A 14,791-nucleotide genomic window follows, 5' to 3' on the forward strand; every position below is an offset into this window, starting at 1 on the left:
ATAATGTCCCGCTCGATAAGGAAGCGTAGAAAGGCAACAATGCATGCCAGCTTTGTTTTTACCGTCGTGATCTTCATGTCCCGGTCTTGCTCGTGTTCGATGAAGGCCTCGAGATCCTCCCGCATGACCTCTTCGAGTCGGTCCTTGCCTGAGGCCTGATAAAAGGCAAGGAAGGACACGATGGATCCGAAGGAGCTTAAAAACGTTCTGGGCTTATGGTAGAGTCGCCACTTGTGGCGCATGTAGTCTTCAAGATGTTCCTTGCCCGGCAGTTCTATCCTGGTGAGCTTCTTGAGAATACTATCAATGGCAGTCCGCGGGGCACTATGTACTGCCTCGACTTCACGACTGAGCGGCGTACTGACAATCGACCTTGCTTGAGTCATTTCTCCTCCTTTTTCTTGAGAAAAAGCAGGTTAGATAATGACCTTTAGCGGTTCTAATGGTCAATCACTTTTGTTACGTATAGCTTTTCGTAATCATTGTCTTCTGGGGCGCATCGACATAAAAACTTTGTAGGTGTTATGGTTAAGGCTGTCATTATAGAAATCGAAAACTCTTTTACACAATCTTCACGCCGAACTTGATCTCTGCTTCTGACCTTCTCCCGTAAATGGGATTTAAATCATGTTGCCCGGTCTGTGCCGCCCTCTTTAAACCTTCCTTTATTAAGGTTTCGCCTGATATCCTGTAGAATGCATCCTTTATCATATTTACACCATCAATGGATGAAAGGGTTTCTTCACACAGGGCAACACCTGTTCCAAAGCATACGCAGGGTGTTTTAACCACACTACCCAGATCTCTGGGTTTCACTGCTTGGTAATCGATAAGCCTTTCGATATTTCCACCGGATATGTGGTAGAGTGAGAGAAATACCTCACCCTTTTTTGCATCGATCATAGGGCAGAGATAATACCCCTCCATAAATGACAATGGCAAGGCCAGTACATCGAGTGTCGGCACACCGATTAAGGGAATGCCTTTCCCGATACTTAATCCCTTACAGAAGGCAAGCCCCACCCTTATGCCTGTAAAAGACCCCGGCCCCAGGGTTACTATGATAAGAGATATATTGTCAATTGTGTATCCATGGTCTGAAAGAATGTGCGAGACTTCCACTGGTAAGGTCTCGGAAGGTGCCCTTTTGCCTCTTATATTCCTTTCCTCTATGAGTTTTTCTTCGATGGAGATAGCAATATTAAGAAAATCAATGGAGTTATCCACCCCGAGGACAAGCCTATTTTCCATAAAACATTCTCATTATATCGTTAAAAAATGCAAGTACCATGAGGGCGACGAGAATCCCCATGCCAATCTTCTGTGAAATATCTACCCACTTCTCAGACATTCTTCTTCTTGTGACAATCTCTATCACGTGAAATAGTATATGCCCTCCATCAAGGATGGGGATTGGGAAAAGATTAATAATTCCAAGGTTGATGCTGATGAGGGCGATAAAGTATATAAGGTTCTTTTTGCCCTCCTTTGCCTGTTTCCCTGCCATCTCTAAAATTAATAGGGGGCCACCGATATTTTTTGGTGAGATACTGCCCTCTATCAACTTTACAATCCCGACTATTGTTATCCTTGAAAGATTATAGGTCTGGTAAAACGCCTTCGAAGTAGCCCCTGCAAGGGTTTCTTTCTTTGTGAAAAAATCATTTGAGGCAATAACGCCTATGACCTTTCGTTTTATGGTTTCGCCAAAGATATTCTTACTTTCAATCTCTTTTGGCATCACCATTACATCTATAGATGTGTTGCCTCTTTTGACGGTGAACTTCAGGGGACGGTATGGGGCCTCTGCCATTGCCCCCATGAGATCCCCCCATTCTTCTATGCCTTTCCCTTCTATACGGGTAATAATATCCCCTTCTTTAATACCTGCCTCATAGGCCGGGTAACCCTTTTCTACACCCCCGACCTTTGTGGAAAGTACGCTATATCCACTTAGAAATACAAGATAGAAAAGGACAAAGGCAAAGAGTATGTTAAAGAGCGGACCCGTAAATGCAATGAGAATTTTTACAAGGGGTGGTTTATGTGCATAGGATCTGTGGATTTCTTCTTCCTTTACTTCATCATCAGGGGATTCACCTAAAAGCTTTACGTATCCCCCAAGGGGTACGAGGGACACTGCATATTCGGTTTCCCCTTTTTTGTAGCTCAAGAGCTTTTTCCCGAATCCCAGGGAGAAGGTTAATATCTTCACATTTGCAATCTTTGCAACAAGAAAATGGCCGAGTTCATGAACAAGAATAAGTAAACTCAAAGCGATTATGCCATACAGTATATTAAGCATAAAGTTTCCCCAATTTTTTCTCTGTGTATTTCTGTGCCCATTTATGAATCTCCCATATAGTTTCAATATCTTCAATCACCGGTACCCTTGGGTGGTGTTCAAGTGTTTCTTCTATGAATATCGGTATATCGGTGAATTTTATTTTTCCCTCTATAAACGCCTTTGATGCAACTTCATTGGAGGCGTTTATTGCAACAAGGGCACCATCCCCCGCTTCGAGGGCATTAAATGCAAGTTTTAACGATGGGAACCTGTCTGTATCTGGAGGGTAAAAGCTCAATTGAGAAAACTCCTTTAAATTCAATTTGCCGAAGGGTAAAGGACATCTTTTTCCTTCGTTTATTGCAAAAGAGATAGGTATCTTCATATCAGGATATGCCATATATGATATAAAGGAACCGTCAACCAATTCAATTATACCATGGACTATACTTTCCGGATGGATGAGGACATTTATATTGGGTGGCTTTATGTCGAATAGCCATCTTGCCTCGATTACCTCCAAGCCCTTGTTCATCAAGGTTGCGGAATCGAGCGTGACCTTTGTTCCCATCCTCCAGGTAGGGTGATTAAGCGCCTCTTCTGATGTTACATGTTCCAAATCCTCTTTTCTATAATCTTTAAACGGACCACCCGATGCAGTGATGATAATATTTTTCAGTTCTTTTCTCTTGATAGTCCTCATGAGCTGGAAAAGGGCAGAGTGTTCACTATCAACAGGGATGAGGGTTGATGTACCCTCTTTAACCAGCCTTGATATGATCCTTCCTGCCATGACAAGGCTCTCTTTATTTGCGAGGGCAAGGACTTTATGGGATTTCAATGCATGTACGGTTGGCTCGAGACCAATGCTGCCGGGTAAGGCGTTTACCACAATTTCTTCGTCCATATCTATCAATTCTTTTATGCCCCTGATGCCTGTGAGTATACGTGCCTTATCAAAACCTATGCCTTTTTTCATATTTTCATCATATACACACACATATCCGGGCTTGAACTTCTTAATCTGGGCGTTCAGCAGTTCTATGTTCCCTTTACAGGCAAGACCAAATACTTCAAATGAGTCCTTCTGATTCTCTATTACCTCGAGGGTTGCTCTCCCTATAGAGCCGGTAGAGCCAAGTATCAATACCTTTTTTTTCATCCTTTTATGCCTGATAGATAGTGGTATAAGAATGGTGTCGTAAAGATAAAGCTGTCTATTCTATCGAGAATGCCTCCATGGCCAGGTATAAGGATTGAGGAGTCCTTTACTTCGCACACCCTTTTACCAATGGATTCAAATATATCCCCCATCTGTGCAAGTATCCCGATGGCAACACCTATAATCAATGATTCCAGAATGCCCATGCCCAGCAACTTGCTTGATAGCATAATAACGATCGTACTTCCCATTATTGCTCCAAACAGGCCTTCATAGGTTTTGTGAGGGCTGATACGCGGGACAAGAAGCCTTTTTCCGAAGGTGCTTCCCAGAAAGTACGCACATGTGTCGCTCGCCCACAGGGCGAGAAGAAGAATCAGCGGAAAATACCTGCCTATCTCTTTCAACAGGTAAAGGTAGAATATGGGGAGGAGTATGAATACCTCACACAAAAGCATGGTATTTATGCCCCTTATAGTGTCTCTATTAATGTTTTCGTATCTGCCTTCTCCTCTCAAAAATTTTATAAACATAAAAATCACAGGAGAAAAAAGGATCCACAGAAGATAGGTGTTAAGAGATTTTTGATAAAGGGGGATAAGGGAAATCATTGCAAGAAATAGCACCAGGTATGACTCTCTTATGTCAGCCATCACTACAAGCTCAAACATGGCAATTAGTGAAACAAGGGACAGAAATACAAAGAACCACTTATGTGGCAAAAAATAAAACAGAAATGCTATCAGAGGGGCCAAAAATATAGCAGCTAACACCCTTTTCTTAAGTTCTTCCACCTAATCTTCCTTTACGCTTCCAAATCTTCTCTCTCTTCTTCCAAACTCCTTGAGCGCTTCTATATATGCCTCTTTTCTGAAATCAGGCCATAAAGTATCCGTTACATATATTTCTGTGTATGCCATCTGCCAGAGCAAAAAGTTGCTTAGCCTCATCTCACCGCTTGTTCTAATAAGGAAATCCGGGTCTGGCATATCCTTTGTATACAGGTACTTTTTAAATGCCCTCTCGTCTATCTTTCTTGCAGGATTCTTTTTCACATCTTTCAGAATTTTCCTCACAGCACTTATAATCTCCTTCCTTCCACTATAGCTCAAAGCAATGTTCAGAAAGAGACCTTTGTTTTTTGCTGTTTTTTTTGTCACATCATTCAGTTTCAGTTGTAAATTCCTGGGAAAATCCTTTTTTTCTCCTATCATGTTGAACCTTATACCTTTTTCCATCATCAAAGGGAATTCCTTCTCAAGGTAAACCTCTAAAAGCTCAAGTAGTTTCTTTACCTCTTCCCTCGGTCTTGACCAGTTTTCCTTGGAAAATGCGTAAAGTGTGAGATACGGTATATTTAGTTCAGTAGTAGTGGTAACTATATCCCGTACAGACGCCATGCCATGTATGTGGCCCTCAACCCTCGGGAGGTTTCTCTGTCTTGCCCATCTGCCATTACCATCCATAATGATTGCAACATGGCTCGGGAGCTTAATATTCTTTAAACCATACATGAGATATTTTTTCAGATCTCCAGGATCTCTTTTTCTTTGTCTGAGTATGTCTTATCTGCCATTTCAATATATTTATCGGTAAGTTTCTGAACGTCTTCCTGGTGTTTGTGCAAATCGTCCTGTGACAGGAGTTTGTCCTTTTCCATCTTTTTCAGCTTCTCATTTATATCCCTTCTTATATTCCTCGCTGCCACTTTGGTATTTTCAAGCATTTTTCCACCGACTTTTGTAAGCTCCTTCCTCCGCTCTTCCGTAAGTTTTGGGAAGGCAAGTCTGATTATCTTCCCATCTGATATCGGGGTTACCCCAAGATCTGACTTCTGGATTGCCTTCTCAATCTCGCCTATAATGGAATTGTCCCATGGTTGTATAGTTATTGTCCTGCTGTCGGGTACACTAATTGTTGCGATCTGGTTGAGCGGGGTGGGCTGATTATAGTAGGTAACCTTTATATCTTCGAGAAGTGAAACCGATGCAACACCTGTTCTTAGTTTTGAAAGGTCTTTTTTAAGAGTAGCAAGTGATTTCTTTAGTTTTTCTTCAAGCTCTCCAAGTATTTCACTCTTCATGCTTACCTCCTCACGATAGTCCCGATATGTTTTCCCTGGGCTACCCTTTTCATGGTATCCTTACCTTTTATATTAAATACAACAATGGGAAGATTATTTTCCATGCAAAGGGTTATGGCTGTTGCGTCCATCACCTTTAAGCCCTTTTTGAGAACCTCTCTATATGAGATTTCATGAAAAAACGTTGCATTCTTATGAATTTCAGGGTCTTTATCGTATACGCCATCTACCTTTGTAGCCTTAAAGATTACATCTGCATTAATTTCAAGGGCCCGTAAAGCGGCAGCGGTGTCTGTCGTAAAATAAGGGTGCCCGGTTCCGCAGGCGAATATTACAATTCTGCCCTTTTCAAGGTGTTTTACAGCCTTCCTCCTGATGTATGGTTCTGCAATGTCTTCCATCTGGAGCGCTGTTTGTATTCTTGTGGGTAAACCCAATTTTTCCAGTGTATCCTGAAGGGCAAAGGCGTTTATGACTGTTGAAACCATTCCCATGTAATCACCCGTTACCCTGTCTATACCCTGTTTCTCTGCCCTTATGCCCCTGTATATATTTCCACCACCTACAACGATTGCAATCTCTGCACCGGTTTCCTTTAAGCCCCTTATCTGAAGCGATATATCCCTTACAGTGCCCGGGTCTATTCCGTAACCATTTTTTCCCATGAGGGCTTCACCGCTCAATTTTAAAAGAATCCTTTTATATTTCATGCTATTCTTCGAGTGTCTCCCCGAGCTGGAACCTGACAAACCTTCTTATCACTATATTCTCACCCAGCTTTATCACGAGTTCTTCAAGAAGCTCCTTCACGGTAAGGTCAGGATTTTTTATGAAGGATTGCTCAATAAGGCACACCTCCTGATAAAACTTCTCCATTTTTCCTTCGGCTATCTTATCAACAATCTTTTCAGGTTTGCCTGATTCAAGGGCCTGTTTTCTGTATATATTTTTCTCCTTTTCCTTCACTTCCTCTGTAATATCCTCTCTTTTTATATAAAGTGGATTGGATGCGGTAATCTGCATGGCGATATCTTTCACAAAATCCTGAAATTCTTTTGTATTTGCAACAAAATCTGTTTCACAGTTCACCTCAACCATGGCCCCAATCTTTCCACCTGTATGGATGTAGGATGCAACTAAACCCTCTGACGCAAGCTTCCCCATACGTTTCTGTAATTTTGCAAGCCCTTTTTCTCTTAAATACTCAATTGCCTTTTCCATATCACCCGCGGACTGTTTTAATGCATCTTTGCAATCCATCAGCCCTACGCCGGTCTTTTCTCTCAATTTTTTCACAAGTTCTGCAGTTATCTCCATCAATGTTCTCCTTCCTGATTATCGACGTATTCTTCGTATTTTTCTTCGATCAGACTTTCATCAACAAAGGGTTTAGGTTCTTCTGCCTGTTCGTCTTTACCCTGAAACTCCTCAATATAAAGTGCTTTTCCCTCAAGTACGGCATCAGCTATCTTCATGGTGATAAGTTTAATAGCCCTTATTGCGTCGTCGTTACCCGGGATAATAAAATCTATATCGTCTGGATCGCAGTTTGTATCCACAATGCCGACTGTTGGTATACCAAGTATTTTTGCCTCATTTACCGCAATGTATTCCTTTTTTGGGTCGACTATATAGAGGGCACCTGGCAGGCGTTCCATACCTTTTATCCCACCTATATTCCTCTCCAGCTTTGATATCTCCCTGTCAATACCGATAGCCTCTTTTTTGGGGAGTACTTTGAATATATCACTACCTTTCAGTTCTTCATATTTCCTCAGTCTATCAATGCTTTTCTCTATAGTCTGAAAGTTTGTCATTGTGCCGCCAAGCCATCTCACATTTACATAGAAGGCACCGCATCTCTTTGCCTCTTCCCCAATAGCCTCCTGACCCTGTTTTTTTGTGCCCACAAAGAGGATGTACTCATTACGGGACGCCACCTCTTTCACAAAATTATAGGCTTCTTTGAACATTTTCAAGGTTTTCTGAAGGTCAATAATGTATATGCCATTTCTCGCACCAAATATGTAAGGCTTCATCTTAGGATTCCACCTTTTTGTCTGGTGTCCAAAATGTACACCTGCCTCGAGAAGTTGTTTGATGGTTAAATTAGACATTCGAACCTCCTGGTTATTCTTCCGCCTTTCGCTCTTTAGCAACAGACAGATTTTCTGCACCCTGTTGCTAATTGAAAGACGTGCAAAATAATTACGCCTTTTAATTATCATATAAGTTCAAATATTTCAACAGAAATCTGCCAGTTCCATGGTTTTAGAAAAAAAGGTTCAAACAATTGCCAATTGACCAAAAGCCATCTGCTTCATGCCCTTAAGTGCTATGGGCTAATATTTCTCGATGACTTTTTCTCTTTACTTTGATAAACTGTGGCAAACAATTTTTTACGGATGTTGCCCTTTGAAGGTAAAAAGTAATCCAGTTTTTGCCTTATGAAATAAGTAATTAACTACAGGGGAGATTATAGTGCTTTTTTTAAAAAATATATTGCCGAAGAAATTCAGTTACCGCTTGATTGTAATGACATTTATATCAGGCTTGATTCCAATCACTATATTTAGTGTGTTGCTGGGTGTTTATAGGAGTGAATTTCACTCTAAAATTGATGAAGCAATTCAACAGGGAAGCAAGGAAGAATGGCAGCAAAGTGAAAAGATATTGCGACAGATGGCTGAGGAAAATATACGCCAGAAGGCACTTAGTGTTGCCCTTCAGTTAGACTTATACATTCAGGGCAATCCAGAAATGACGCTTCAGGATTTGCAGAAAAACCTTCAGTTCAGAGAGATAGCTATCCAGCCAGTAGGTAAGACAGGATATACAGCCGTACAGGAATCTAATACCGATATCAACCGTTTTCATAAAGATCCAAAAATTGAAAATTTAGACCTGCACAGTCTGTCTGATAAACTGCCCGAGTTTTGGGCTATTATGAAAGCCAGTTTGGGTGGAAAAAATTCAAGTGGATATTATAACTGGAAAGACCCTGATGGGAAAATACGCCAGAAATTCATGTATATTGCGCCCCTTAAGGAAAAGACCTTTAACGGTGTAAGGCTAAGCATTGCGGCAACTACCTATATAGATGAATTCACTTCTCCTATAAAAGCAGCTCATGATGCGAATCGTAGTACAGCCTACTGTCTCATAACAACAGTAGATAAACTCATACAATCCTTTAGGAATATGGGACTCATATGTATGGGTTTTGGAATTCTATTTATTTCCATATTGGCTTATTTTATTGGCACGTATTTTTCAAGGGCCATTACCCAGCTAAGGGAGGTAACAAGTGCAGTCAATCAGGGCGATTTCAATGTGAGATTAGAGCCATCTATTTCCGGCGATGTGGGGGAATTAAACGAAGATTTTAACAAGATGGTAGCACAGTTAGGGTCAACAACGGTCTCCAAAAAGCTACTGGAGGAGAGCGAGGAAAGATTAAGAAAGGCGAATGCTGAATTACTTGAAGAAATAGCAGAACATAAGAAGGCACAGGAGGAATTGGCAGAGAGTGAGCAAAAATTTAGAGCCTTTGCTGAAACAACCTCTATAGGTATATTGATTTATCAGGGAGAAGCGTTCATATACGCCAATCCTGCTGCAGAGAGTATTACAGGTTTCTCTAAAAAAGAACTGGTAGAGATGAAGTTTTGGGACAGAGTGCATCCGGACTTTCAGAATTTAATCAGAGAACGAGGGCTAATGCGTCTCCGTGGTGAATTTGCTTCTGCCACTAATTATGAAATTAAGATCATCACCAAAGGGGGAGAGGAGAAGTGGGTTAATATTACTGCAGGGTCTACATTATTGGGAGGGATACCTGCTGAAATAGTGACGATGTTTGATATTACAAAAAGAAAGTATGCAGAATCTCAATTGAAGGAGTCAGAAGAACGATACAGAACTGCAATTGAACGCTCGAATGATGGGGTAGCAATTATTAAGGGAGGCACCCTTTTATTTGTTAATCAAAGATTGGTGGAAATTTTCGGTTACAATTATCCTGATGAAATCGTGGGGAAACCTTCAACAATGATGGTTCATTCTGATGATGTGGAAATGGTGATTGATATAGATCGCAAGAGGCGGAAAGGAGAAGAATCCCCTTCCATGTACGAATTTAAAGGGGTCAAAAAGAATGGGGAACCTGTTTATATTGAGACCTCTGTTGCAAATATTATATATCTTGGAGAGTCAGCTTTTTTAGCCTATTTAAGAGACATCACTGACCGCAAGCAGGTGGAAGAAAAACTAAGATACTTGAGCCTTCATGATTCCTTAACGGGCCTCTATAATCGTGTCTACTTTGAAGAAGAGATGCGGCGCCTCGAGAGTGGACGTTTTGATCCAATAGGTCTGATCATGTGTGATATTGACGGACTTAAGCTTATAAATGACACCCTTGGGCATGACAAGGGAGATGAATTACTTTTGGCAACAACACGTGTTATCGGGGAGTCCTTTCGTGGAAGTGATGTTGTTTCAAGGGTTGGTGGTGATGAGTTTGTAGTGCTCCTTCCAAACAGTCCAAGGCCAGTAGTTGAGAATCTCTGTAACAGGATTTTAGATGCTGTTACGAAATATAATGAGGCAGAATCTGAGTTATTACTGAGTATATCCTTAGGGTTTGCGACAAGGGATGGGGCGTCTTCAAGTATGGCTGAACTCTATACAGAGGCTGATCACAATATGTACAGGGAAAAGCTGTACAGGAGCAAAAATGCACGCAACGCAATTGTTCAGACACTCATGAAGACAATAGTAGAAAAAGACTTTATAAATGAAGGTCATTTGGAGCGTCTTCAGAAGATGGTGGTAACAGTAGCTACTACTATTGGAATGTCGGAGCGCAACATAAATGATTTACGTCTTTTTGTACAGTTCCATGATATAGGCAAAGTGGGCATACCAGATCACATTCTTTTAAAACCTGCTCCTTTTAACCAAGATGAAACTGTGGAAATGAAGAGACACAGCGAGATAGGACACCGCATTGCACAATCCGCCCCTGACCTTGTTCCAATTGCTGATTGGATTCTCAAACACCACGAATGGTGGAATGGTGAGGGCTATCCCCTTGGTCTTAAAGGGAAAGACATTCCACTTGAGTGCCGTATACTCACAATAGCCGATGCCTATGATGCTATGACCAATGATCGTCCCTACCGCAGGGCTATGTCTCATGAGGAAGCGATATCTGAACTCAAAAGATTTGCAGGGGTTCAGTTTGACCCTGAACTGGTGGATTTATTTTTACAAACTGTGAATGGTTCGTAATAACAAATTCTGAGTTCTAAACTCCACACGAATTGTGTATCCTATGGTATAAAAAGATCGGTGAATTTGAACTGTTCTCCATCAAACAAACCTCTGTCACTTAACTTTAGTTTTGGTATCACAAGAAGAGCCATAAACGACAGTGTCATGAATGGGGCTCTAAGGTGTGACCCCAGATGCTTGGCAAACTTATCGAGCTTAGAATATTGATCTGCAACACTAAAACCATCTTCATCAGTCATGAGTCCGGCAATGGGTAGCGGAAGCACTTCCTTAAAACCATCATATACAACAGCTAATCCTCCCCTGTGTTTGATAATCAGGTTTACAGCATTACATATATCATTGTCTGTTAGGCCCACGGCTACTATATTGTGAGAGTCATGTGCAACCGATGAGGCAATCGCACCTTTTTTCAAACCAAAGTTTCTTATGAAGCCGATTGCGGGTTTGATATCCTCATAGCGATTCACCACAGTTAGTTTTAAAATATCCCTCTCAACATCAGAGACAACATTATCGCCAGAGAATCTGGGCGTTACCTGGATTCTTCCGGTAACTACCTGGCCGTCTATTGCCTCGATAACGTTCATCCTGCTGCCTGTTGCTTTTACGGCAAAGTCAGCTACCTCCTTTTCTTCTGCTTTAAACTTATTCAGATGGGGTACTGATAATAAGTGGGGCAATAATGTTTTGCCATTTTCTGCAACTATTTTTCCATTAATATATGTCCTTAGAATATTAAGCATATTAAAATTATCTACCTCGATAAAATCTGCATAATCACCTATTCGGAGTAACCCAACATCGAGTCCATAGTGTATAACAGGGTTAACACAGGCACACCGTAATGCGGTCATTATGTCAATATCCATTCTCAGCGCCCTTTTTACTAATTCATTGATATGTTCTTTAACCAGATCATCCGGGTGTTTATCGTCGCTGCAAAACATACATTGCCCGGGAGATTTTAATATAAGAGGACTTAAAGTATCGAAATTTTTTGCAGCAGAGCCTTCTCTAATAAGGAGGTTCATACCCAAGGACAATTTTTCTTCCCCTTCATCGAACTGAAAGGTTTCGTGGTCGGTAGTTATGCCTGCGCTGATATATTTTTCGAGTGCCTTTCCTCTTAAGCCAGGGGCGTGACCATCAATATTTTTACCGTATTTCTTTGCAACCCTTATCTTCTTTATGACATTCTGGTCGTCATTTAAGACGCCAGGGAAATTCATCATTTCGCTCAGATATTTTATTTCATTATGGCTGAGTAAATTATCCACTTCAGCAAAGCTAAGGGAAGCACCAGCCGTCTCAAAAGACGTTGCAGGGACACAGGACGGTGCGCCGAAATAGAATTTGAAAGATACAGTTTTGCCATTCTCCACCATATATCTAACGCCTTCTATGCCAAGTACATTTGCAATTTCATGGGGATCAGACACTGTAGCAACAGTACCGTATATTACCGCCAGTCTTGCAAATTCGGATGGTATCAACATAGAACTTTCAATATGGACATGGGAGTCTACGAAACCCGGAATGATAAATGTATTATAATGCTTATCATCTCTTGTGATACTCGTAATCCTGTCATTCTCTATCTCTATAATTCCGGAGAATATTTTTGAATTCAAGACATCGACTATGTTACCGGATACTTTCATACTTCAGAAGGACGAGGGATGATCGCTATACGGGACGAGGGACGAATTTTCATACGTCCTAATGAGTCCCGTGTACACACGGGATGAGTGGTCGTCCGAACGAATTCTGCAATTTGCGGGATGAGTGGTCGTCCATCGTATATAAGCGGCTATCCTGCTTTGATAATCACCGTATCTTTGTATGCCCGCATGTACGCGTTGATATTTTTTTGTGCAACCACTCCAAACCTATTCCTTATAGGTTCCTCTAATGCCTCTATATCAACAACATTTGTTGCTTTAATAAGGGAGCCCAACATTGTAGTATTTGTTATGGGTACACCGAGTTCCTCCCTTGCTATTTTTGATGCATCAACATAAGCAATATTGTGGCCAGGAAAAATTTTTTTGAGCTCGTCTGCAGATTTGTTTGAGTTTATGATAACAAAACCCTCTTTTTTTAAACCATCGGTTGGGTTTACGGCACCAAGCAGTGTTGAATCTAATATGATAACGTGATCTGGCTTATATACCTTTGACCTCAATCTGATAGGCTTGTCAGAAACCCTTAAAAATGCCTGAACCGGAGCCCCTCTTCTTTCTGGACCAAAACTCGGGAATGCCTGAGCATAAAGACCTTTTTTGATAGCTGCTTGTGCGATGATCTCCGCTGAGGTTACTGCTCCTTGACCGCCTCTTCCATGAAACCTGACCTCTATCATTAATCCTCTCCTTTCGTTATAGATATATTCTTTATTCTCCATTCTGTACCTTTTGGTGTATCCAATAAAATTATGCCCTTATTTGCAAGCATATCTCGAATCTCATCTGCTTTCTTGTAATCCTTGTTTTTTCGTGCCTCAATCCTTTCCCTTATTGTGTTTTCAATGATGGCAGGGTCAAGACCGATACGCTTTAGATGTTGCATTTTTTCATGTGATGCGAATGTATTTAAATCATCTTTCAAAAGCCCGAGGATGTTTGCAAGTGAAATGAGAACATGATTTGTATATACAATAAATGAAGCAATCTCGCTACCTTGTTCGTCTAACATTTTATTCAGAATTTTTGAGAGCTCAAAAATGTATGATAAGGCGAGGGCAGTATTAAAGTCGTCATCCATTGCCCCGTAAAATTTTTTTTCAAGCTCATCAGCTTCCATGTATTGCCTGGGTACAACCTCTCTTGCCTTTCCCATTTCAAAAACCCTCTCAAGGGTAAAGTAGAGTCTGTGGAGCGCACTATTGGTATCCTCAATAGATTTTTCATTGTAATCAACGGGGTTTCTATAGTGGGTTGAGAGAAAAAAGAGTCTCAGCACTTCAGGGTGGTAATCCTTGATAAAATCCTTTATCAGCAATATATTCCCGATAGATTTTGACATTTTTTCCCTTTCAATATTCACAAAGCCATTGTGAATCCAGTAATTAACAAATTTTGCATCTGTTGCCGATTCTGTCTGGGCCCTTTCATTTTCATGATGGGGGAATATCAGGTCCTTGCCTCCCCCGTGAATGTCGAATGGGTTGCCGAGGTATTTAGTGCTCATCACTGAGCATTCTATATGCCAGCCAGGCCTGCCTTTTCCGAAAGGGGCTATCCAGGATGGTTCCCCTTCTTTTGATTCTTTCCAGAGGGCAAAGTCAAGGGGGTTTCTTTTTCTTTCATTTACCTCTACCCTTGCTCCTGCCATCATTTCTTCCGGTGTTCTTTTTGATAGTTCACCGTATCCCTTATAACTTTCAATAGAGAAATAAACATCACCATTGACCTTATAAGCGTTCCCCTTTTTCAGGAGTGTCTCTACAAGACTTATCATATCATCTATATGTTCAGTTGCCTTTGGTTCATAGGTAGGTCTTAAAATATTTAAGGCCTCCATATCTTCATAAAAGGATTCTATATACTTTTCCCCTACATCTTTCCAGGAAATACCCTCTTCGTGAGCCCTTTTTATTATTTTATCATCGATATCTGTGAAATTCTTTACGTATACAACATCATAACCATTTGCTTTGATGTATCTATATATCGTATCAAATACAATTGCGCTTCTCGCGTGACCAATGTGACAGTGGCTATAGACTGTCACACCACAAACATATAATTTAACCGAATTCTCACTGAGAGGGTTAAACTCCTCTTTTTTTCCTGAAAATGTGTTATAGACCTTTATCCCCATGTACCCGTATTTTTAACACAGCGTGTAATATATTGTCAAAATTTACTTTGTATTAGCAGTATTTCCGATGCTGTTAAATATCATGCCCGCATTTGTTGTCAGGCCTGTAAACAGGTATCACATAAGGGCCCTCTGG

14 protein-coding genes are annotated in these 14,791 nt (G+C 41.0%); 1 reads left to right on the plus strand and 13 read right to left on the minus strand.

Going from position 1 to position 14,791, the window contains the following annotated elements; genetic code table 11:
- The 10 genes from NTU69_03845 to rpsB all read right to left on the minus strand — a co-directional run.
- Positions 1 to 386: site-specific integrase (locus NTU69_03845; GenBank protein ID MCX5802660.1), on the minus strand; the 386-nt coding region annotated here is incomplete at its 3' end.
- Between the two features lie 175 nt (positions 387 to 561).
- Complete coding sequence (tsaB, locus tag NTU69_03850) at positions 562 to 1,251, minus strand: tRNA (adenosine(37)-N6)-threonylcarbamoyltransferase complex dimerization subunit type 1 TsaB (GenBank protein ID MCX5802661.1); 690 nt, start codon at positions 1,249 to 1,251, stop codon at positions 562 to 564.
- Positions 1,241 to 2,305, minus strand: a complete 1,065-nt coding sequence (rseP, locus tag NTU69_03855; protein ID MCX5802662.1) for an RIP metalloprotease RseP — start codon at positions 2,303 to 2,305, stop codon at positions 1,241 to 1,243. The genes tsaB and rseP overlap by 11 nt, the downstream gene beginning before the upstream one ends.
- Complete coding sequence (gene dxr / locus NTU69_03860) at positions 2,298 to 3,449, minus strand: 1-deoxy-D-xylulose-5-phosphate reductoisomerase (GenBank protein MCX5802663.1); 1,152 nt, start codon at positions 3,447 to 3,449, stop codon at positions 2,298 to 2,300. Before dxr ends, rseP begins: the two co-directional genes overlap by 8 nt.
- Positions 3,446 to 4,243, minus strand: coding sequence for a phosphatidate cytidylyltransferase (locus tag NTU69_03865; protein MCX5802664.1), 798 nt, complete (start codon positions 4,241 to 4,243; stop codon positions 3,446 to 3,448). The genes dxr and NTU69_03865 overlap by 4 nt, the downstream gene beginning before the upstream one ends.
- Positions 4,244 to 4,963, minus strand: a complete 720-nt coding sequence (locus NTU69_03870; protein MCX5802665.1) for an isoprenyl transferase — start codon at positions 4,961 to 4,963, stop codon at positions 4,244 to 4,246.
- An 11-nt stretch (positions 4,964 to 4,974) separates the two neighbouring features.
- Positions 4,975 to 5,532, minus strand: coding sequence for a ribosome recycling factor (gene frr / locus NTU69_03875; GenBank protein MCX5802666.1), 558 nt, complete (start codon positions 5,530 to 5,532; stop codon positions 4,975 to 4,977).
- Positions 5,533 to 5,534: 2 nt separating this feature from the next.
- The gene (gene pyrH, locus NTU69_03880; GenBank protein MCX5802667.1) at positions 5,535 to 6,242 is read right to left on the minus strand and encodes a UMP kinase; all 708 of its coding nucleotides are present in this window, start codon (positions 6,240 to 6,242) and stop codon (positions 5,535 to 5,537) included.
- A gap of 1 nt (position 6,243) precedes the next feature.
- Positions 6,244 to 6,849: a translation elongation factor Ts gene (tsf, locus tag NTU69_03885; GenBank protein MCX5802668.1), complete on the minus strand. Its 606-nt coding sequence runs from the start codon at positions 6,847 to 6,849 to the stop codon at positions 6,244 to 6,246.
- The gene (rpsB, locus tag NTU69_03890; GenBank protein MCX5802669.1) at positions 6,849 to 7,649 is read right to left on the minus strand and encodes a 30S ribosomal protein S2; all 801 of its coding nucleotides are present in this window, start codon (positions 7,647 to 7,649) and stop codon (positions 6,849 to 6,851) included. Before rpsB ends, tsf begins: the two co-directional genes overlap by 1 nt.
- 364 nt (positions 7,650 to 8,013) lie before the next feature.
- Here rpsB and NTU69_03895 point away from each other — a divergent pair, with 364 nt between their 5' ends.
- Positions 8,014 to 10,827: a PAS domain S-box protein gene (locus NTU69_03895; protein MCX5802670.1), complete on the plus strand. Its 2,814-nt coding sequence runs from the start codon at positions 8,014 to 8,016 to the stop codon at positions 10,825 to 10,827.
- 41 nt (positions 10,828 to 10,868) lie between these two features.
- On the opposite strand, the gene ade is transcribed toward NTU69_03895, so the two are convergent.
- The 3 genes from ade to cysS form a co-directional block, all read right to left on the minus strand.
- Complete coding sequence (gene ade / locus NTU69_03900; GenBank protein MCX5802671.1) at positions 10,869 to 12,494, minus strand: adenine deaminase; 1,626 nt, start codon at positions 12,492 to 12,494, stop codon at positions 10,869 to 10,871.
- Positions 12,495 to 12,643: 149 nt separating this feature from the next.
- On the minus strand, positions 12,644 to 13,195 hold the full coding sequence (locus tag NTU69_03905; protein MCX5802672.1) for a pyruvate ferredoxin oxidoreductase subunit gamma: 552 nt from the start codon (positions 13,193 to 13,195) through the stop codon (positions 12,644 to 12,646).
- The gene (gene cysS / locus NTU69_03910) at positions 13,195 to 14,655 is read right to left on the minus strand and encodes a cysteine--tRNA ligase (GenBank protein MCX5802673.1); all 1,461 of its coding nucleotides are present in this window, start codon (positions 14,653 to 14,655) and stop codon (positions 13,195 to 13,197) included. Before cysS ends, NTU69_03905 begins: the two co-directional genes overlap by 1 nt.
- Positions 14,656 to 14,791 lie beyond the last annotated feature (136 nt).

The organism is Pseudomonadota bacterium, from assembly GCA_026388215.1.
In the GTDB taxonomy this organism is placed as follows: Bacteria; Desulfobacterota; Syntrophorhabdia; order Syntrophorhabdales; family Syntrophorhabdaceae; genus JAPLKF01.